22 protein-coding genes and 4 pseudogenes are annotated in these 18,713 nt (G+C 72.6%); 5 read left to right on the top strand and 21 right to left on the bottom strand.

The annotated features are described in order from the left end of the window. Window positions 1-162: 162 nt before the first annotated feature. From G5V59_RS34360 to G5V59_RS34350, 3 genes are all read left to right on the top strand, one after another. Complete coding sequence (locus G5V59_RS34360; RefSeq protein ID WP_278259430.1) at window positions 163-819, top strand: septum formation family protein; 657 nt, start codon at window positions 163-165, stop codon at window positions 817-819. Further along, a complete protein-coding gene (locus G5V59_RS34355) occupies window positions 819-971 on the top strand; it encodes a hypothetical protein (RefSeq protein WP_278259429.1) in 153 nt (50 codons plus the stop codon). The genes G5V59_RS34360 and G5V59_RS34355 overlap by 1 nt, the downstream gene beginning before the upstream one ends. Before the next feature lie 161 nt (window positions 972-1,132). Beyond that, complete coding sequence (locus G5V59_RS34350; RefSeq protein WP_341351362.1) at window positions 1,133-1,837, top strand: septum formation family protein; 705 nt, start codon at window positions 1,133-1,135, stop codon at window positions 1,835-1,837. 70 nt (window positions 1,838-1,907) lie between these two features. Here G5V59_RS34350 and era read toward each other — a convergent pair. The 3 genes and pseudogenes from era to G5V59_RS34335 all read right to left on the bottom strand — a co-directional run. Further along, window positions 1,908-2,858: pseudogene (gene era / locus G5V59_RS34345) on the bottom strand (GTPase Era); the annotation flags it as partial. Window positions 2,859-3,122: 264 nt separating this feature from the next. Beyond that, window positions 3,123-3,326: pseudogene (locus G5V59_RS38370) on the bottom strand (SIP domain-containing protein); the annotation flags it as partial. Window positions 3,327-3,697: 371 nt separating this feature from the next. After that, window positions 3,698-4,147: a hypothetical protein gene (locus G5V59_RS34335; protein WP_278259428.1), complete on the bottom strand. Its 450-nt coding sequence runs from the start codon at window positions 4,145-4,147 to the stop codon at window positions 3,698-3,700. 60 nt (window positions 4,148-4,207) lie between these two features. Here G5V59_RS34335 and G5V59_RS34330 point away from each other — a divergent pair, with 60 nt between their 5' ends. Continuing rightward, the gene (locus G5V59_RS34330; RefSeq protein WP_278259427.1) at window positions 4,208-4,480 is read left to right on the top strand and encodes a hypothetical protein; all 273 of its coding nucleotides are present in this window, start codon (window positions 4,208-4,210) and stop codon (window positions 4,478-4,480) included. A 14-nt stretch (window positions 4,481-4,494) separates the two neighbouring features. Here the strand turns inward: G5V59_RS34330 and G5V59_RS34325 are convergent, their stop codons facing one another. From G5V59_RS34325 to G5V59_RS34250, 13 genes and pseudogenes are all read right to left on the bottom strand, one after another. Next, window positions 4,495-5,205: a hypothetical protein gene (locus G5V59_RS34325; RefSeq protein WP_278260385.1), complete on the bottom strand. Its 711-nt coding sequence runs from the start codon at window positions 5,203-5,205 to the stop codon at window positions 4,495-4,497. 1 nt (window position 5,206) lies between these two features. Beyond that, the gene (locus G5V59_RS38365) at window positions 5,207-6,334 is read right to left on the bottom strand and encodes a tail fiber protein (RefSeq protein ID WP_341351102.1); all 1,128 of its coding nucleotides are present in this window, start codon (window positions 6,332-6,334) and stop codon (window positions 5,207-5,209) included. Further along, entirely contained in the window at window positions 6,297-6,518 is a 222-nt protein-coding gene (locus tag G5V59_RS34305) for a tail fiber protein (protein ID WP_278259426.1), read from the bottom strand. Before G5V59_RS34305 ends, G5V59_RS38365 begins: the two co-directional genes overlap by 38 nt. A 14-nt stretch (window positions 6,519-6,532) precedes the next feature. Continuing rightward, the gene (locus G5V59_RS34300) at window positions 6,533-7,393 is read right to left on the bottom strand and encodes a hypothetical protein (RefSeq protein WP_278259425.1); all 861 of its coding nucleotides are present in this window, start codon (window positions 7,391-7,393) and stop codon (window positions 6,533-6,535) included. Beyond that, window positions 7,341-7,748, bottom strand: coding sequence for a hypothetical protein (locus G5V59_RS34295; protein WP_278259424.1), 408 nt, complete (start codon window positions 7,746-7,748; stop codon window positions 7,341-7,343). The genes G5V59_RS34300 and G5V59_RS34295 overlap by 53 nt, the downstream gene beginning before the upstream one ends. A gap of 20 nt (window positions 7,749-7,768) precedes the next feature. Then, window positions 7,769-9,040: a hypothetical protein gene (locus tag G5V59_RS34290; RefSeq protein ID WP_278259423.1), complete on the bottom strand. Its 1,272-nt coding sequence runs from the start codon at window positions 9,038-9,040 to the stop codon at window positions 7,769-7,771. Further along, window positions 9,037-10,725 carry an Ig-like domain-containing protein gene (locus tag G5V59_RS34285; RefSeq protein ID WP_278260241.1) on the bottom strand — a complete coding sequence of 563 codons (1,689 nt, stop codon included), beginning with the start codon at window positions 10,723-10,725 and terminating at the stop codon, window positions 9,037-9,039. The genes G5V59_RS34290 and G5V59_RS34285 overlap by 4 nt, the downstream gene beginning before the upstream one ends. A gap of 366 nt (window positions 10,726-11,091) precedes the next feature. Beyond that, complete coding sequence (locus tag G5V59_RS34280; RefSeq protein WP_278259422.1) at window positions 11,092-11,502, bottom strand: calcium-binding protein; 411 nt, start codon at window positions 11,500-11,502, stop codon at window positions 11,092-11,094. After that, complete coding sequence (locus G5V59_RS38360) at window positions 11,499-12,242, bottom strand: class I SAM-dependent methyltransferase (protein ID WP_341351101.1); 744 nt, start codon at window positions 12,240-12,242, stop codon at window positions 11,499-11,501. Before G5V59_RS38360 ends, G5V59_RS34280 begins: the two co-directional genes overlap by 4 nt. 121 nt (window positions 12,243-12,363) lie before the next feature. Next, window positions 12,364-12,666, bottom strand: a pseudogene (locus tag G5V59_RS34265) (class I SAM-dependent methyltransferase); the annotation flags it as partial. A gap of 296 nt (window positions 12,667-12,962) precedes the next feature. Beyond that, the gene (locus tag G5V59_RS34260; protein WP_278259421.1) at window positions 12,963-14,228 is read right to left on the bottom strand and encodes an FAD-binding protein; all 1,266 of its coding nucleotides are present in this window, start codon (window positions 14,226-14,228) and stop codon (window positions 12,963-12,965) included. Between the two features lie 89 nt (window positions 14,229-14,317). Continuing rightward, window positions 14,318-14,933, bottom strand: a pseudogene (locus tag G5V59_RS34255) (response regulator transcription factor). Further along, a complete protein-coding gene (locus tag G5V59_RS34250) occupies window positions 14,930-15,136 on the bottom strand; it encodes a hypothetical protein (protein ID WP_278259420.1) in 207 nt (68 codons plus the stop codon). Before G5V59_RS34250 ends, G5V59_RS34255 begins: the two are co-directional and overlap by 4 nt. Before the next feature lie 71 nt (window positions 15,137-15,207). Here G5V59_RS34250 and G5V59_RS34245 point away from each other — a divergent pair, with 71 nt between their 5' ends. Further along, window positions 15,208-15,438: a hypothetical protein gene (locus G5V59_RS34245; protein ID WP_278259419.1), complete on the top strand. Its 231-nt coding sequence runs from the start codon at window positions 15,208-15,210 to the stop codon at window positions 15,436-15,438. Window positions 15,439-15,456: 18 nt separating this feature from the next. On the opposite strand, the gene G5V59_RS34240 is transcribed toward G5V59_RS34245, so the two are convergent. From G5V59_RS34240 to G5V59_RS34220, 5 genes are all read right to left on the bottom strand, one after another. Beyond that, window positions 15,457-16,044, bottom strand: coding sequence for a hypothetical protein (locus tag G5V59_RS34240; RefSeq protein ID WP_278259418.1), 588 nt, complete (start codon window positions 16,042-16,044; stop codon window positions 15,457-15,459). 10 nt (window positions 16,045-16,054) lie between these two features. Then, window positions 16,055-16,582 (bottom strand): ABC transporter permease, encoded by a 528-nt coding sequence (locus G5V59_RS34235; protein ID WP_278259417.1) that lies wholly within the window; start codon window positions 16,580-16,582, stop codon window positions 16,055-16,057. Next, a complete protein-coding gene (locus G5V59_RS34230) occupies window positions 16,525-16,806 on the bottom strand; it encodes a hypothetical protein (RefSeq protein WP_278259416.1) in 282 nt (93 codons plus the stop codon). The genes G5V59_RS34235 and G5V59_RS34230 overlap by 58 nt, the downstream gene beginning before the upstream one ends. A 30-nt stretch (window positions 16,807-16,836) precedes the next feature. Continuing rightward, window positions 16,837-17,631, bottom strand: coding sequence for an ABC transporter ATP-binding protein (locus tag G5V59_RS34225; RefSeq protein WP_278259415.1), 795 nt, complete (start codon window positions 17,629-17,631; stop codon window positions 16,837-16,839). Window positions 17,632-17,785: 154 nt separating this feature from the next. Then, window positions 17,786-18,667 (bottom strand): HAD family acid phosphatase, encoded by an 882-nt coding sequence (locus G5V59_RS34220; RefSeq protein ID WP_278259414.1) that lies wholly within the window; start codon window positions 18,665-18,667, stop codon window positions 17,786-17,788. Window positions 18,668-18,713: the final 46 nt, after the last annotated feature.

Genomic DNA, 18,713 nt, shown 5'->3' with positions numbered 1-18,713 from the left:
GATCGTCGGCGCGCTCGGCTGGAAGCAGGCCTACGACGTGCTCGGTGTCCTGGGCCCGGTCGACGACGACGCGCGGGCCGCCGCCTATGAGCCTGGGCGCTACGATCGCGGCACTGCTGACGTGACGAGCAGACCCGGGGGCGGGACGAGAGGGGACCTACGATGAGGCTGCGCCATGCCGTCGCCGTCGTCTGCCTCGGTCTCCTCGGCGCGGGCTTGAGCGGATGCGGGTCCGAGGACCAGGGAGGCAACACCGATCCCGACCTGGTCGACGCGGTCGAGGTGCCCAAGACCGGCGTGTGCCGCGACCTCTCGCCCGACGACGTCGCCAAGCCGGCCAACGCCACGGCCGCCGTGGACTGCGCGAGCCGGCACACCGCCGAGACCTACGCCGCCGCCGACCTGCCCGCGGAGTACGACGACGCCGACTACGACGACCCCGACCTCGGCACCTACGCCTACCGGACCTGCTCGACGAAGTTCGCCGAGTTCGTCGGCGCCGACGAGAGCCTGGTCCTGCGCACCACGGTGAGCTGGGCCTGGTTCCGGCCCTCCGAGAAGGCGTGGTCGAAGGGCGCTCGGTGGTACCGCTGCGACGTGATCGGCGGCAATTCCGCCAGCCCCGCGTACCGCGCCCTGCCCAGGACCGCCCGCGGCATGCTGTCCGGGCGGCCCGACAACAGGCTGGCTGGCCTGCGCCAGCGGCCCGTCGGTCGCACAGGGCGAGAAGGTGCCCTGCTCGCAGAAGCACGCCTGGCGCGCGGTCACGACCGTGAAGTCTGGGCCAGCCCGACGACGAGTACCCCGGCGACCGGGTGATGGAGAGCCGCACCCGCTCGTTCTGCGCGGCGTCGGTGAAGGCCTGGCTGAACTACCCGGCCGAGTTCGAGTACGGGTTCACCTTCTTCCACCAGGCGGAGTGGAAGGCCGGCATCCGGCGCTCGGTGTGCTGGGCGAAGACGACGAAGTGACGAAGTAGAGAAGCCGAGGATGCGCTCCACCCCCCACCTGACGACCGTACGACGCGCGCTGCTCGCCGCGCTCACCGTCGGCCTCGCCACCGCGCTCGCCGCGTGCAGCGGCGACGAGCCGGCGAAGAAGGCCGAGCAGGAGCCCACCGCCACGCAGACCCCTGCCCCCGTTCCGCCGGCCGCGCCGAAGGTCGGCGCCTGCTACCAGCCTGCCCTACGACAAGGCGATCGCGCCGACCTCGGAGAGCAAGCCGCTCCCCTGCACCACGGCCCACACCAGCGAGACCGTCGCCGTCGGCCGGATCGACGCGCTCGTGGACGGCCACCTGCTCGCGGTCGACTCCGACCGGGTCCAGCAACAGGTCGCCAGCGCGTGCCCGAAGGCCCTCACGTCGTACCTGGGCGGGAGCGTGAAGAGCCTGCGCCTGTCGATGATCCGCCCGGTCTGGTTCACCCCGACCGTGGAGGACTCCGACGCCGGAGCCGACTGGTACCGCTGCGACGCCGTCGTCCTCGCCGGCACCTCGGCCCTCGCCGAGCTCCGGAGCGGGATCCGCAACGCGCTGGGCGATGCCAAGGCGCGCGACCGGTACGCCATGTGCGGCACCGCGGCGCCCGACGACAAGAGGTTCGAGCGGGTGCTCTGCTCGGCGAAGCACTCCTGGCGCGCGATCGACGTGGTGCTCTTCCCCGAGGGCGCCTACCCCGGTGAGAAGAAGGTCCGCGCCGCCGGGCGCTCGCAGTGCGAGAATGCCGGCGCGGACGTCGCGAAGGACCCGCTCACCTTCGAGTGGGGCTACGAGTGGCCGACCAAGGAGCAGTGGGCCATGGGTCAGGCCTTCGGCCGCTGCTGGGCTCCGGACTAGCCTGGACTGCGCGAGCGCCGCGGTCGTCCGCCGAAGGTCCTGCCTCCGCCCGGCGGCTAGAAACCCAGGCTTTGCGCAGCTGACGCGGGTCGCGCTGCCAGTCCTTGGCGATCTTGACGTGCAGGTCGAGATAGACCGGTACGCCGAGCAGGGCCTCGATCTGCTGGCGGGCGGCCGTCCCGACGGTCCGCAGCCGGGCGCCCTTCTTGCCGATCATGATGCCCTTCTGGGAGTCGCGCTCGACGTAGAGATTGGCGTGGATGTCGAGCAGCGGCTTGTCCTCGGGGCGGTCCTCGCGCAGGCCCATCTCCTCCACGACCACGGCGATGGAGTGCGGGAGGCTCGTCGCGGACGCCGTCGAGGGCGGCCTCGCGGATGAGACTCGGCGGCGAGGATCTCCTCGGGAGCGTCGGTGAGGTCGCCGTCGGGGTACAGCGGCGGGCCCTCGGGCATCAGCCCGACCAGCAGGCTCGGCGAGCAGGTCGATCTGGTCGCCGGCGACCGAGGAGACGGGCACGATCTCGGCCCACTCGGTGCCGGTCTCGCGGCCCAGGCTCGGCGATGTCGAGCAGGTGCTCACCGATCCGCTCGGGTGTGGCGAGGTCGGTCTTGGTGGCGATCGCGATCTTCGTCGTCCGCCGTACCTTGGCCAGGCTCGGTGACCAGGAACCGGTCGCCGGGGCCGATCTTCTCGTCGGCCGGGAAGCAGACCGCGACCACGTCGACCTCGGCCCAGGTGGTCTTCACCAGGTCGTTGAGCCGCTCGCCGAGCAGGGTGCGCGGACGGTGCAGGCCGGGGGTGTCCACGAGGACGAGGCTGGCCGTCGGGGCGGTGCACGATGCCGCGCACGACCGTGCGGGTGGTCTGCGGCTTGTCGGAGGTGATGACGATCTTCTGCCCGACGATGGCGTTGGTCAGCGTGGACTTGCCGACGTTGGGCCGACCGACGAAGCAGGCGAACCCGCTGCGGTGGCCCTCGGCGACGTCGCTGGAGAAGACCGGGGCGGCGGGCGGGGGCAGTGCGCCGAAGTCCTCGTCGAAGTCCTCGTCGAAGTCGTCGTCGTGCTCGGTCATCGGCTCGCCTCCTGTGCGGCGTCGTAGTCGGCCCAGATCTCCTCGTCGGACTTCCCGGCGGCCTTGCCGGCTCGCCAGATCGGGCCCGGGTCCACGGCGCGGGGCTGGCGCTGGGCGACCGAGCGCCAGTAGCCCATCACGTCGTAGTGGGTGCTCGGGAGGCTTGCGCTCGCGCATCAGGTGCTTGCGGATCGCGCGCATCTGCGCGGACTCCCCCGCCATCCAGAAGTAGCCGGGGCCCTCGGGGAAGTCGAGCGACTCGACCACCTCGGCCAGCCGGCTGGCGCCGTCGGTGGGCAGCCAGGTGACCTCGGTCCCGTCCGGGAAGTAGCCCTCGACACGGGAGTCGGTGGGCACCTCCGCCACGATCCGGGTCGGCGTGGTGGTGCCGTGCTCGACGGCGATCCGGGCCATCGCGGGCAGCGCCGTCAGGTCACCGACGAGCAGCAGCCAGCCGGCGTCGGCGGGAGGCAGGAAGGAGCCCTTGGCCTCGGTCAGCGTCACCTGCTGGCCGACCGGGTCACCGGAGGCCCACTCGGTCACGAGCCCGACCGGGTGCACCACCACGTCGAGAACGATCCGCACGTTCCCTGAGCCCGCCGAAGAGTCGATCGAGCGCACCGTGTAGTAGCGGCTCTGGAACTGCCCGGGCACCACGAGGCCGACCCACTCGTCGGCGATGCCCGTCGAGACGAAGCCCGGCGCGTCGAGCGTGAGCCGCACCAGGTGCGGCGTCACCTGCTCCCGCGCGACGACGTCGGCGGTGTGCTGCTGGGCCCGGGTGCTCACCGGTCAAGGCTAGTGCTTAGCGGTTGTTGACCACCGCTCGGTAGGTGCGCCGGTCGGTGCCGGTGGGCACCAGGAACAACGAGGTCGCGGCGAACCGCTTGCGGCTGAGCGTGTAGGTGCCCTGGACCGGCCCCCTGCGGGCCGCCTGGAAGGTCGACTCGAAGGCTGCGCAGCGAGCCCCGGCTCACGCCGGTGATGTCGGTGACCTCGACCAGCCTCATGCTCACCCGCACTCCCGTGCCGGTGACCCAGAAGGCCGACCCGCGGCGGGAGGCGAAGCGACCGCGCCGGTAGAGCGCGTGCTCGGCGGTGAAGCGCCGCGCCAGCAGTCCGGTACGACGTGCGGGTGCCGCCTGCGCGGGCGCGGCGACCGCGCCGCCGACGACGGTCGCGGCGAGCCCGGTCGCGCTCGCGCCGAGGACGGTGCGGCGGGTGAGGTCGGACATCAGTTCCTCCTGCTCGGGGCGGCGTGCCCGGCTACGGTGGGCGGGTGGAGTGGCTCACTCATGACGACTTCGCCGGGCTCGTCGGCGACCGCTTCGCGGCCGGCCTGCCGGGTGGTGCCTGGTTCGAGCCTGACGCTCGAGGAGGCCACGCTCGGCGCCGGGACCGGCGCCGCGGGCCCCGACGGCCGCGTGCGGCAGCAGTTCGCGCTGGTCTTCGCCGGGCCCGACGGGCTCCCGCAGGGCACCTGGCAGGTCCGCCACGACGCTCTCGGCGACACCGCTCTCTTCCTGGTCCCCGTCGGTCCCGGCCGCTACGAGGCCGCCTTCGCCTGAGGCCGTCCAGCGCATCAGCAGGTAGACGCCCAGGTCCTCGACCACGCGGAAGTCGAGCCGCTCGTAGAGCCGCCGTGCGGGGTTGTGGACCTCGACGTGGATGCTGGCCGTGCGCCCGGTCGCGGCCGCCTCGACGAGCACCCGGCCGAGCAGCGCTCCCCCGATCCCCCGGCCCCGGTACGCCGGCAGCAGGGCCAGGTCGACCACGCGGAGGTCGTCGGGGCGCCGGTCGAGCGTGATCCGCCCGGCGAAGCGCCCCGCCACCTCGACGACGTCGAAGGCTCGCCTCCGGGTTCGCGTCGCGGTAGTGGCGCTCCCGGGCGTCGTGCTGCATCCGGAGGAAGGCCTCCCGCTGGCCCGGCGGCCACGCGACCTGGTCGAGGCTCCTCGGCCCGCCCGGCGGCGTACAGCGCCAGGAGGTCCTCGGAGTCGTCGGCCACGACGGGACGCAGCGCGACGCCGTCCCCGCTCCCCGTGGTCACGGCCGGGCCGGGAAGACGCCCTGCAGGGCGATGCAGAAGTTGAGGGTCAGGTAGGGCTGCATGTTGTTGTGCGGCTGGCTGCCGCCGGCGGACGCGAGTGCGGTCGGCGCCAGGCTCCGTGTCGGCCACCGCCTGGTAGAGCGTGCCGCCGGTCGAGGGCGCGAAGGTCGCGCTCGTGCCGGGGGTGCTGGTGTCGGCGGGGTCGATCGTGTTCGCTCGCAGCGCGTGGGTGTGGGCGGGCATCTCAGACCCGATCAGCGTGACGGTCTCCGAGCCGCCCTGCTCGCCGAGGAAGTGCTGGCTCAGCCCGGGCCCCTGGCCGGGGTGCATCGGGGCGCTGCCCTGCAGGTTCGGCAGCGCGAAGGTCGACTTGCCGTCGCCGCCGTAGGTCGTGCCGAGCAGGGAGAAGAGCGCGGTGTTCTGCGAGATCGGCAGCAGGCTGGCCGTCGCAGAAGGCCCATCCCCGGGGCGGGAAGTTGAAGCCGAAGATGCGGATCTCGGCGACGAACGGGTCTGCCATGAGGGGCTCGTTCCTAGGTCGGGGAGGGGTAGATGCCGTACATCGAGATGATGAAGTCTGATGCACAGGTAGGGCTGGAAGTTGGTGTGCGGCTGGCTCCCGCCCGCCGGCGTGACCGCCGTCGGGTCGAAGGCTCCCGAGACGGCGTCGTTGAGGTAGGGCACGACGTTGAAGGAGATCGCCGGCAGGTTGCCCGCCGGGCTGACCTGGTTGCCGGGCAGGCTGTTGACGGCACCCAGCGGGTGGGAGTGCACGGGGATCTGGTTCGCGGTGAGGGTGACCTCCTCGGCGCCTCCCGTCTCGGCGAGGATGAACCCGTTGCCCTGGTGGAGGGGCAGACGGCCGCGCAGGTCGGGCAGCGCGAAGGTGGACTCCCCGTCGCCGCCGTAAACTCGTGCCGATCAGGTTGAAGAGCGTCTCGTACTCGCTGATGGGCATCAGGTGGCCCTGGCAGAACTCCCAGCCCACCGGCGCGAAGTTGCCGCCGAACATCCGGACCTCACCCACGTACGGTTGTGCCATCGTCGTCCTCCTCAGTCCCGGCTCGGGAAGATGCCCTGGAGCGCGATGCAGAAGTCGATCGTCAGGAAGGGCTGCATGTTCAGGTGCGCCTGGCCCCCGCCGACGTTGGCGACGGTCTCCGCGCTGAGCGTCGTGGTGGCGCCGCTGGCGCCGTAGACGTTGTTGCCGCCGCCGAGGAACTTCCCGCTCGGCGTGGCCGCGCCGCCGGTCGCCGCGCTCGCGGCCCGGACCTGGTGGCTGTGCTGCGGGAGGCTCGCTGGGCGTCAGGGTGTGCGCCTGCTCGCCCGCCCGCTCACCCTGGGTGTGCCCGCTGCCCACGTGGATGGGCACCCGGCCACGCAGGTCCGGCAGGGCGAAGTTGGTCTGCCCGTTGCCGCCGTACAGCGTGCCGAGGAGCGAGAACAAGGCCTGGTTGGTGTTGATCGGCAGGAGCCTGGCCGTTGCACAGCGCCCATCCCTGGGGAGGGAAGACGAAGGACATCAGGCGGATCTCGCCGAGGAAGGGTTCAGCCACGGGTGCTCCTGTGCTCAGGGGAGGGACGGGCAGGCCGCGCCGGTGAAGCCGCCGCCCCCGCTCGCGACGGTGTTGGAGGCGGAGATGGTCGGGGCGCCCGCCGGGTTGGCCGCCGCGACGAACGCCTGGACGGCCGCGTTGTCGTTGTTCGCCCCCGCGTAGCCGGGCAGGCGGATCGTCGTGCTCTGCCGCTGCCGCAGCCGGACGTCGGCGTCGATGGTCGGCGGGTTGGAGTCCGCTCCGCCCGTGGCCAGGCTGTTGCCGCTGATCGCCGCGCAGGCCAGGAAGGTGTCGCCCGGCTGGGTGCCGATGTTGTAGTGGATGGCCTGCTTGGCGAGGCCGATCGTTCCGGGCGTCGTACCGGGCTCGGTCAGGGTGTTGCCGGTGACCGTGGTGACGAAGGTGCCGCCCTGGGCGCTGCCACCGCCGCCGGCGAGCACCTCGATCCCCATGTTGTTGTAGCCGCGGACCTGGTTGTTGGCGACCGTCCAGCCCGAGGAGCCGCCGCCCACGAGCCTGGATTCGAGGGCGGAGCCCTCCGCCGACCCCGAGTTGGGTACGCCGGCGACGCCGATCGTGTTGTTGCTGAACGTCCCCTGCTGGGTGCTCGCACCGAGGTCCTTGACGAACAGCAGGCCCGGGCCGACCGCGTCGCGGAAGGTGTTGCCGGTGACGTTCATCGTGGTCGCCCCGGCGGTCCCGGACTGCACCACGGTGAGCCCGCCGCCCCCAGTGGCGATCGCCGGGTGCGCGTTGCTGAACGCATTGCCCGTCAGCACCAGGTCGCCGGCGCCGCTGCCGCCGTGCGTGACCTGGAGCAGGTCACCGGCTGCGCTCTGGAAGGCGCTGTCGGTGACGGTCAGCCTTGAGCGCACCGGCACCGCTGGTGGACTCCACGGCCACCGCGTCGTTGGTCGGCCGGTTGCCGCTGGCCGCAAGGGTGACGTGGTCGAGGGTGAGGCGGTCGAGCGAGCCCGCCGCGTTGGCCACCCGGAGGTTGTCCTCGAGCCCGCCGCTGACGTGCGTGGCGGTGATCGACGCGCTGCCGGTGAGATCGGTCAGCAGGATGCTCGAGTCGTCGTACGGCGTGGTGGCGTTGTCGCCGTTGGTGCCGTTGACCACGCTCTGCGCGATCGTCAGACCGCGCACGCTGCTGCCGCGCACCCCGTAGTTGCTGTGGTCGTGGATCCACATCCGGGTCAGGCTCGGAGCCTGGGTGTCGTGCAGCACGATGCCGGTCCCGGGGGGCGTCAGCGAGGAGCCTGTCCGCGCCGGTGGTGTGCGTGATCTCGCCGCCGGTGCAGCCGGAGGTGTCGGCGGCGGTGCACGTGCCGCCGGTGCCGGTCACCTGGAGCGAGCCGGTCGAGCCGGTGCCGTCGAGGACGATGCCGTTGGCCGCGCCGTCGCTGCTGATGCTGTCGAAGACCAGTCCTGCCGACCCGATGGCGGTGCTGGTGACGCCGAGCGCTCGACCGGTGCCGCTGTCGATGACGTTGCCGCTGCCCGAGACCACGAGCGTGCCGCTGCCGGTGGCGTCGACGCCCTTGCCGCTGGTGGTGGTGACGGTCAGCCCACCGCCGGTCAGGCGCAGCGCGTGGCCGGCGCTCGAGGTCATCGCGACCGCGGTCGCGGCCCCGGTGCTGAACGTCTTGGCACTGCCGCTGAGCACCGTGGCGCCGCCGCTGTTGCCGCTCAGGCTGATCCCGCCGCCGGCGTCGGCGCCGTCGGCGAGGGTGCCGCTGAGCGTCACCGTGCCGCCGGTGCGGCCGGTGACCTCGGCGGTGGCGCCGCTGCCGTCGGTGACGGCGCCGGCGTAGGTGATGTCGTCCGCGCCGCCGTTGACGTCCACGGCGACGACGCCGGCACCGCTGATGGTGCCACCGGCCGCCGCGGAACGTGCCGCTGGCGTCCAGGTTCACTCCGTCGGTCGCGCTGTTCGACGACGACACGCTGTCGAACGACAGGTCCGCGGCGGGCGTCGAGGTCACGTCGACCGCGGGGCCGCCGGTGGCACTGACCACCGCGGTCGAGGCGGGCGGGACGACGACCGGGCCGGAGCCCTGCACCGCGAAGGCAGCCTTGGCTCCGCTGGTCGTGGTGAGCGCGAGCCCGCCGAAGGTGAGGCTGCCGGTCGTCGAGGACAGGTCGACCGCCCCGCCGCCCGAGCCGGTGACCGTGACCTGGTCGACGGCGCTGGTCCCGAGTGCGGTGCCGCTGACCACGAGGCCGCGAGCGCCCTTGGTCGTGATCGAGATCGTGCCGGTGGGCGTGAGGACCACGGTGCCGGCGCTGTTCAGCCGCAGGCCGATCGACCCGCTGGTCGCGCCGGAGGCCGCGGAGGAGTCCACGACCAGGCCGGTGATCGTCGAGGTCCCGCTGGTGCCGTCGAGCTCCAGGGCCGGCTCCGTGCCGGCCGTGCCGCTGTCGACGATCCGCACGTCGGTGAGGGTCGCGCCACCCGCGCCGGCGCCGCCCGCGATGCCGCTGCCGGCACCGGACGGGTCGACCTGGACACCGGTCACGGAGTTGCCGGTGGCGAGGGTGATGACGTCGCCCCCGACCGGGTCAGCGTCGGGCGCTCGGCCGGCGCGCCGATGGCGAGGGAGGTGCTGGCGACGACGAGGTCGGCGGCTCCGCCGACCAGGCGCTGGCCGGGCTTCAGCACCACCGCGGCGTCGTACGACGCACCGGTGCCGCGCACGACGTGGATGACGTCGTTGGCGCTGCCCGCGGTGACCGCCTGGGCGAGGGTGTCGAAGGGCGCGGCGGAGGTCCCGTCGTTGCCGGGGCCGGCGCTGTCGACGTACCAGACGCAGCCGGTGGAGGCGATGCTCACCTGGGCCTGGCCGGTGGCGTCGCCGTCGGTCACGGTGTGACTGAAGGTGTCCGGCGTCGTGGAGCAGCCGGCAGGCGGCGTGTAGGTGATGTCGCCGTCGGTCTCGATGACCGCCGTGCCGCCGTGCGCGGTGGTGACGCTCTCCGCCACGATCGCCAGGCTGGCCGGCGTCTCCACGTCGCTCGCGCCGCCGAGCAGGTCGCCGCCGACGGTCTTGTGCGGACGGACGACCGAGGGCGGACCGTCGGTGGAGTCGTCGATGACGAGGGTCGTGTTGCCGATCGCCGCGTTGGCGCCCGAGAAGGCCACGTCCGTCGCGGTCGGTGCGTCGTTGACGCACGTCACCGCCACGCTGACGGTGGCCGACGAGCCGCCGGACAGCGTGTAGTCGAAGGTGTCGACGTCGGGCGCGACGTTGCAGTAGTTCGCGTCCGGCTGGTAGGTCACCACGCCACCGGCGAGGGCCGCGGTCCCGTGCGCGGGGCTGGTGACCGCCGTGACGCTCGGGGCTCCGCCGTCGCCGGGCTCGTCGTTGCCCAGCACGTCGACGGTGGTCGCCGAGGCGTCCTCGGCGACCGTCACCGTGTCGTCGTGCGCGACGGCGGCGTCCACGACGCAGGTGACCGCGACGCTGACCGTGGCGGTGGAGCCGCCCGGGGCGAGGGTGTAGGTGAAGGTCTCGGGGTCGGTGCCCGGCGGGGTGTTGCAGTAGTTCGCGTCCGGCACGTAGCTGAGCCCGGTGCCGCCGCCGGTCACGACGACGTCGCCGTGGGCGGGCTGGGTGATCTCGTCGACGGCGATCGCCCCGCCGTCGACGTCGGTGTCGTTGGCGAGCACGTCCAGCGGGGTGGCCGCGTCGTCCTCGTCGAGCAGGTAGGAGTCGTTCACCGCGACCGGCGGGTCGTCGACGCAGGTGACCGCGACCGAGACCGTGGCCGCGGGCTCCAGCGGGTCGAGGCGGTAGGTGAACGTGTCCGGGCTGGTGCCCGGAGGGGTGTTGCAGTAGTTCGCGTCGGGCGTGTAGCGCACCACGTCGGCGACGACCTGGGCCGTGCCGTGCAGCGGCTGGGTCGCGATCGCCGGGTGCAGCGCGTCGCCGTCGGCGTCGCTGTCGTTGGCGAGCACGTCGAGCGCGACGGCGGAGGCGTCCTCGGTGACCGTGACCGCGTCGTCCACCGCGACCGGGCCGTCAGGGACGCAGGTGATGTCGAGGGTGACGTGGCCGGTGTCGCGCAGGCCGGTGGGATCCTCCACGACGTAGTCGAATCCGCCCGAACCCGCGCCGCAGAGGTTCGCCGCCGGGGTGAACCGGACCGTGCTGCCCCCGACGATGCCGACCGCTCCACCGGTCGCGCCGGAGACCGCCACCACCCGGAGGGTGCCACCGTCCACGTCGGTGTCGTTGGCGGCCGGGCTGCCGGCACCGGTCGTGGGCACCTCCAGGCTGGGTGTCCTCGACGGCGGTGAGCAAGTCGTCGACCGCCACCGGGGCGTGCCGGGTCACCGGCGGCGTGGGCGGCTTCGGCGGGCGCGGGGCGAGGACGGTGCTCTCGCAGCCTCGGCGGACGTCGCTGCGGTCGGCGAAGACCCGGTCGCGGCCGAGGCCGCACACCAGCAGACTCGCTCCACGCGGCGGTGTCGATGCCCCGCAGCACGTCGTCGCCGGCATCCCCTGCGAGGGTGTCGCGGCCGGCGCCGCCGACGAGCACGTCGTCGCCGCTGCGGCCGCTCAGCCGGTCATTGCCGTCGCCGCCCTCGATCCGGTCGCTGCCGGGGCCGCCGAGGATCCGGTCGGCGCCCGCGTCGCCGTAGAGCCTGGTCGTTGCCGGAGCCGCCGCGGATGATGTCGTTGCCGCCGCGGCCGTAGATCTTGTCGTTGCCCGGACCGCCGCGCAGGACGTCGTTGCCGCCCTGGCCGTAGATCCGGTCGTTGCCGGGACCGCCGCAGATGACGTCGCGGCCGGGCGTGCCGACCAGCAGGTCGTTGCCGCGGGTCCCGACGATCGTGCACGCGGGCCCGTCAGCCGCCGTGCGGACGAGAGGGACGGAGCCCGCCCCCGTGGTGAGCGCGAGCAGGGCCACCGCGCCCCAGACTCGCCGTACGCAGGAACCAGCTTGCTCCGAGACCTCGACATCGACTTCCCTCACGCCACGACGTAAGAGCGCCTCACGACGCTCCTCCCCCGTCGGTCACTGTGGCAGGCGGAGGAGGAGCGCGGAGGCGAATGCCGAAAGTTTTGACTCAGAAGTCGTGGCGCAGCGGGTAGCCGCTCTCGCCGTCGACCGTCTTGGTCGCCAGCACGTGGTGCAGCCTGGATCTCGTTGCGCTCGAAGGCGATCCGCGACCCGGCCATGTAGAGCCCCCACACCCGCGCGGTGCCCTCGTCGGTCTCCGCGACGCAGGCGTCCCAGTTGTCGGCGAGGTTCTTCGACCAGCCCGCGAGCGTCTTGGCGTAGTGGAGCCGGAAGTTCTCGTGGTGCTGGACCTCGAGCCCGGCGTTCTCCACGGCCTCCACGATCGTGCCCGAGCCGGCAAAGCTCGCCGTCGGGGAAGACGTAGCGGTCGATGAAGGCGCCGGTGGAGCGGTCGACGTTGTCGTAGCGGGTGATGCAGTGGTTGAGCACCCGGCCCTGCGGCTTGAGCCTTGCCGTTGATGAAGGAGAAGTACGCCGGGTAGTTGGCGATCCCGATGTGCTCGGTGAGCCCGATCGAGCCTGACCGCGTCGAAGTCGCCCTCCTCCACGTCGCGGTAGTCGCTGTGCCGCACCTCGGCGAGGTGGTCCAGGCCCCGGCGCTTGATCTCCTCCTGGGCCCACGTCGCCTGCTCGCGCGACAGGGTCACGCCGAGCGCCTTGACGCCGTAGTGCTTCGCCGCGTGGCGGACCATGCCGCCCCAGCCGCAGCCGATGTCGAGCAGCCGGTCGCCCTCCTTGAGTCCGAGCCTTGCGGCAGATGAGGTCGTACTTGTGCTCCTGCGCCTCCTCCAGCGTCGCGTCCTCGGTCGGGAAGACCGCGCAGGTGTAGGTCATCGAGGGTCCGAGGACGTGCTCGTAGAAGGTGTTCGAGACGTCGTAGTGGTGGTGGATGGCGTCCGCGTCGCGCTCCTGCGAGTGCCGGCTCCACTTGCCGAACGGGATGCTCAGCGAGCGCAGCCCCTCGAGCCGGTGCCGCCAGGCCGGCAGGTGCTCCTGCGGCGGCGGGGGCGGCGGGACGAGGTGGCTCACACCGAGGGCGCGGATGATGCCGACCAGGCTCGGTGGCCTTCGGCACGCCGAAGTCGGTGTTGTCCTTGAGCAGCGAGAACGCCGCATAGGGGTCGCCCGGGTGGGCGCCGTGCAGCACCAGGTCACCGGCGACGTACGCCCGGGCCAGGCCGAGGTCGCCCGGCGCGGTCATGATGTAGGACAGGCCGCGCTCGCTGACGAGCTCCAGGCCGTACGGCTGGTCGAGCGCACCGGCCTCGCTGCCGTCGTAGGCCTTGAGCCACAGCGGGAGGCCGCCGGGGAACAGGGACGCGATCGTGGGGGCGATGCCCTTGCTGGTCATCGGCTCTTCACCGCCTTGTCGTAGAGGGTCGTCAGTCGGTCGTCGGGGTCGTGCTGCCGCTTCACTGCGGCCAGGTGCGTGGTGTTGTAGAGCGCGTCGAACGTCTCGCGGTCGTAGAACGCCTCGGAGTAGAGCGACTTGTGGCCGCCCAGGCTCGGTGACCTTCTGCTCGATCGCCCGGTTCTTCGGGGCATTCGGGGCGTCCGCGCCGACGTGGACGGTGCCCCAGAACCCGACGTTGACGTAGAGCCGGCCGGCCTCCAGCGGGTAGAGCGGCCAGGCCCGCGTCGCGACGAGCGGGCACAGCCAGACCGGCCGCATCCCGATCTCCTCGTCGAACCACTCCAGGAAGGCCGGCAGGTTCTCCACCGGCACCTCGATGTCCTGCACGACGCGCTCGCGCAGCGGCCGGCCGGCGCGGCGGTCCAGCCTGTCGGCGATGCCGAAGCGGCGGTCGAGGTGGAGCAGGCGCATGTAGACGTCCGAGCGCCGCAGCGACCGCGGCCAGAGGCGGCGGATCCTCGGGTTCTGCGCGCCGAAGGCGCCCGAGCACCAGAACCAGTCGGTGTCCCAGCGCCACAGGTAGTCGTAGGCGGTCAGCCGGTCCCGGTCGGTGCGCTGCAGCGAGCGGAAGTAGATGTCCTGGCCGGCGTAGTCGGAGGTGGGGCCGGGCTCGTCGGTCCACCGGGCCAGGGTCAGCACGTGCTCGCCGGGGCCGAAGGAGACGCCGTCGAGACCGTGCACCTCCTCGCCGTCGTGCTCGCTCGTCGCGGCGATGTCGGCCAGGGTCTTCACCATCGACTCGGCGTCGTCGAAGCGCAGGTGCCGCAGCGCGACGTACGACGGCACGCGCTGCAGGCTGATCCGCAGCCGCGTCGCGTAGCCGAGCGAGCCGTAGGAGTTGGGGAAGGCGTCGAACGAACTCGTCGCCCGGGCGGGTGGTGACCACCTCCCCGGCGCCGGTGAAGACGTCCATCTCCAGCACCGTCTCGTGCGGCAGGCCGAGCCGGAAGCTCGTCGACTCGATGCCCAGGCCGGTGACGGCACCGCCGAGGGTGATCGTGCGCAACTGCGGGACGACCGCGGGCACCAGGCCGTGCGGGAGGGTGGCGTCGACGAGGTCCTCGTAGGTGCACATGCCCTGCACCTCCGCGACCGGACCGTCGGGGCCGTCCGGCACCACCTCGATCACGCCGTCGAGCCCGGAGACGTCCAGGCCCGGCGTGCTGGTCGCGGCCCGCGCACGGAAGAGGTTCGTGGTGCGCTTCGCCAGTCGCACCGTCTCTCCCGCCGGGATCGCGGCGTACGACGACGCGAGTCGCGCCACTGCCTCGTTGTGCTGGTGCCAGCCTCGGTCTGCCACGATCCGCAACTTACTCCTGCTCGATGTCGGTTGTGTGTCGGGGCAACCCCGCGTCAGAGCCATCCATTCCCGTCGGCGACGAGGACCGCCTCGGCCCGGTTGCCCGCCCCGGTCTTGCCGATCGCGGCGGACAGGTGGTTGCGCACCGTGCCCTCGGAGAGGAACAGCCGAGCGGCCATCGCGGCGACCGAGGAGCCGTCACGGGCGGCGCGCAGCACGTCGGTCTCCCGCGCGGTCAGCGGCGACTCACCGCTGACGAGGGAGTCCGTGGCCAGGGTCGGGTCGACGACGCGCAGTCCCTGGTGGACCCGTCGTACGGCGTCGGCGAGCCTGGGGCGCGGGCGTGTCCTTCACCACGAATCCGGACGCGCCCGCCTGCAGGGCGCGGCGCAGGTATCCGGGACGGCCGAAGGTGGTCACGATGAGCACCCGGGTGCCCGGCGAGGCGGCGCGGATCTCCGCACAGGCCGCGATCCCGTCGAGGCCGGGCATCTCCACGTCGAGAAGGGCCACGTCCGGCGCCAGGTCGCGCGACACCGTGACGGCGTCCGTCCCGGTGCCGACCTCGGCGACCACGTCGAGGTCCGGCTCGAGGCCGAGCAGCGCCGACAGCGCGCCGCGCACCAGGGCCTGGTCGTCGGCGAGCAGCAGCCGGATGGGGGCGCTCACGGCCGCACCACCGTCAGCGACCAACCGGGCTCGAGGCGCCGCGTCACCAGACGCGCACCCAGCGCGTCGGCCCGCTCCTGCAGGCCCGTCAGGCCCGAGCCCGGGGGTCCGCCGGTGCTCGGACCACGGCCGTCGTCGCGCACCTCCGCACGGTCCGGGGCGAGGACCACTTCGCAGCGACGGGCGCCCGAGTGGCGGATCACGTTGGTCACTCCCTCCCGCACCGTCCACGCGAACAGGCTCGCGCAGGTCGCTCGGCACGTCGTCGGTGCTGTTGGGCAGGCTCGCCTCGATCTCGGCGGCCGCCAGTGCGGTCCTGGCCCGGGCGAGTCTCGCCGGGCAGGCTGAGGTCGCGATAGCCCTGCACCGCGCGTCGTACGTCGGCCAGGGCGTCGCGGCTGAGCCGCTCCAGGTCGGCCAGGCTCGGCCCGGGTCCGGTCGAGGTCGACGTCGATCAGCCGCCCGGCCAGACTCGGCCTTGATCGTGATGACCGTCAGCGAGTGACCGAGGATGTCGTGCAGGTCACGGGCCAGCCGGGTGCGCTCCTGCTCGGCGGCCGACTCGGCGTTGGTCTCGTGGGCACGCAGCGAACTCGATGTTGCGCGCCATCATCGAGCGCACCCCGAACACCGCGAGCGACGCCGCGACGACCGAGAACGCCAGCCACGGGCTGTGCTCCCAGCCCTCGACGGCGACGCCGGTGAGCAGCACCGCCGCGGCCAGCGCCAGCACCACCGGCACGAACACCACGAGCGGGTAGAGGATCACGAAGGTCACCGCGAGGTAGACCACGCTCGCCGTGCCGACCTGCCCCAGCGCCGCCACCATCACCGCGGCGAGGCCGACGAGCAGCGCGGTCCAGCCGAGCCGGACCGGCAGCGGCGGGGCGATGCGCAGCCGGGCCCGGCCGGTGCGCAGCGCGACCCACAGCCCGACGTACGACGCCGCGAAGGCCAGCGTCGCGAGCAGCCCCACCCACGCGTGCACCGCCGGCAGGTCCTGCCACGCGGCGCGGACCGGGTCGAGCAGGAAGACCAGCCAGACCGCGGCGAACAGCGGCCCGAGCCGCCCCAGGGGGCGTTGCGCGGGCAGCGGTCCGGGTGTGTCCACGAGCGTCACGTTAGACCCGCGCCGTGTCCTTGCTCATCCGCCAGGCGGCGCCCGCGACGAAGATCGCGAACCACGCGACGGCATTGACCACGGCGTACCAGGGCGACTCGTGGGTCAGCGGCCAGCGGGCGATCTCGGCGGGGCCGTACATCGGCGTCCAGTAGGCGATGTGACGCACCGCCGTCGCGTAGTTGTCGAGCGGGATGAACACCCCGCCGAGGAAGGACAGCAGGGCCAGGCCGGGGCCGAGGATCTGCATGGCGTTCTCCCCGGGCACGACGTAGCCGATGAAGACGCCGAGCGCGGCGAAGGTGAGCGTGCAGAACAGCGTGACCACCGCGCACTCGATCCACACGTCGGTCGGCATCTCCGCCTTGCCCTGGACCGCGCCGACCACGTTGACCGCCGTGATGGCCAGGGCACCCATGGCGAGGGCGACCAGGGCCTTGGTGAGGATGTAGACGACCGGGTTCAGCGGGGTCAGCCGGAGCCTGGCGGGACCAGCCCAGCGATCGTTCCAGGGCGACCATCGAGCCACCGGCCGCGGCGGTCAGCGCGGCGCCGTAGAGCGCCATCGAGGCCAGGATGTAGGCCGCGACGTTGCCGCTGCCGGCCTTCTCCTGCCAACCGGACTGACCGCCGAAGGCGAGCAGCATCGCGGCCGGGAAGATCAGCGTGAACACGATCGTGCGGCGGTTGCGCAGCATCCGGCGCAGACTCGATGCCGAGCACGGTGAGGTTGAAGCCGCCCATCGGCGGCACCCGGCGGGCGGTCGGGTCGTAGGCTGGTCATCACTGTTCTCCCGTCAGGCTGAGGAACGCCTCTTCGATGCCCTTGGCCGTGATCTCCAGGTCGCGGGCGTTGGTCTCGTTGAGCAGGTAGCGGGCCACGGCGTCGCTGTCCTTGGCCTGGACGATGACGACCTCGCCGCGAGCCTCGACGCTCTCGACTCCCCCGAGGCCGCCGATCCGCTCCAGCACGCTGCGATCCGCAGCGGGCAGGTGCGCCCGCAGGGTGCGGCCGCTCGCCAGCGCGCGGATCTCGGGCCCGGAGCCGTCGGCGACGACGGTGCCCTTGCTGACGAGGACGATCCGGTCGGCGTACTGGTCGGCCTCCTCGAGGTAGTGCGTCGCGAAGAGGACGGTCCGCCCGGTGTCGAGGTCGGCGCGGATCGCGGACCAGAAGGCGCGGCGGCCCTCGACGTCCATGCCGGTGGTCGGCTCGTCGAGGAGCAGCAGGGCCGGGTCGGAGAGCAGCGCCATCGCGAAGCGCAGCCGCTGCTGCTCACCACCGGAGCACTTGCCGACCTTGCGGCCGGCGATGCCGGTGATGCCCGCCTTCTCCAGCACCTCCTCGACGGGGCGCGTGTCCGCGAACAGGCTCGCGGTGTAAGCCACCGTCTCGCGGACCGTGATGTCCTTGAGCAGGCCGCCGGTCTGCATCACCGCCGACACCAGGCCGCGGGCGATGGCCTGGCGCGGCTCCATGCCGAGGACCTCGACGGTGCCGGTGGTCGGCTTGGTGAGGCCGAGCACCATGTCGATCGTCGTGGTCTTGCCGGCGCCGTTCGGCCCGAGGAAGGCCACGATCTCGCCGGGGTGCAGGCTCGAGGTCGATCCCGCGGACCGCCTGCACGCTGCCGAAGTCCTTGGTCACCCCCGCGAGGCGCACCGCAGGATTCGCATTCGTCGTCATGCGACCAGCGTGACGGCTCCTAGCCCGCGAACCCTCGCTCGCTCGTCACGACCGGGCCATGACATCTGTCATGGTCACCGTGCCGCGGGCGTCGCCCACGTGCACCGTCACTCCGGCGGCACCCGCCACGTCACGCAGCACCGCCTCGTCCGGCTCGGTGAGGTCCTGGGCGTCCCCCAGCACCACGCACGCGTCCACGCCGGACGAGCCGCCCGCGATCGCCATCGCGACCACGGCCTGCACCGCAGTCAGGCGCAGGGACGGCAGACTCGACCGTCGCGGCGGCGTACGTGCGGCCGTCGGTGTCGCGCACCGCCGCGCCCTCCGCGGCCGAGATGCGCGCACGAGTGGCGCGAGCGAGGGTGACGAGCTTCTTGTCCTCGGCGGAGAGGTCCGGCATGAGCCGATCATCCCAGAGCCTCTCCGCGCGCTCAGGACAGGCCGCCGTCGTAGTCGGGGAGCCTGGAAGCCGCGCTCGTAGTTCTCCCCGGCCATGTCGGTGGGCCGGTTGCCGATGTTCGCGGTGATCGTGTAGCCCTCGTCGGCGTACGCCGCCCGGCAGCGCTGCTTGGTGGTGGCCGCTCCGGACTCCCCGGAGATCCGGCCGCAGACCCCGTCGACCGTGTAGCCCGCTGCCTCGAGGTCGGCGCGGGCGCCTCGCGTGTCCGACCGGTACGTCGCGACGAGCACCGAGTAGCCCAGGGAACGGGCCTTCTCCGCCAGGGCGAGCACCTGCGGCGTCGCGGTGCCCTCGTCGTAGTAGGTCTCCAGCGAGGTGTTGTCGATGTCCAGCACGATCGCCAGGTCGCGCCCACCCTCGCTCGCGCGGGTGTCGAGGTAGTCGCTCGCGCCGTCGAGGGCACGGTCGACGTCGGCGAGCCACTGGGTCTTCGACGGCGGCGTCGCGGCCCGGGCGGGCGCGGCCACGGGCAGGACGGCCAGGAGGGCGGCGGGCAGGGCGAGGAGAGATCCC

Source organism: Nocardioides convexus (assembly GCF_011090295.1).
This window is presented reverse-complemented; position numbering and strand designations above follow the sequence as displayed.

Coding starts and splice junctions, on each gene's coding strand:
- G5V59_RS34360 (WP_278259430.1), top strand. CDS start 163: ATGAGGCTGCGCCATGCCGTCGCCGTCGTCTGCCTCGGTCTCCTCGGC.
- G5V59_RS34335 (WP_278259428.1), bottom strand. CDS start 4,147: ATGTCCGACCTCACCCGCCGCACCGTCCTCGGCGCGAGCGCGACCGGG.
- G5V59_RS34355 (WP_278259429.1), top strand. CDS start 819: ATGGAGAGCCGCACCCGCTCGTTCTGCGCGGCGTCGGTGAAGGCCTGG.
- G5V59_RS38360 (WP_341351101.1), bottom strand. CDS start 12,242: ATGGTCCGCCACGCGGCGAAGCACTACGGCGTCAAGGCGCTCGGCGTG.
- G5V59_RS34325 (WP_278260385.1), bottom strand. CDS start 5,205: ATGCCCGCCCACACCCACGCGCTGCGAGCGAACACGATCGACCCCGCC.
- G5V59_RS34330 (WP_278259427.1), top strand. CDS start 4,208: ATGACGACTTCGCCGGGCTCGTCGGCGACCGCTTCGCGGCCGGCCTGC.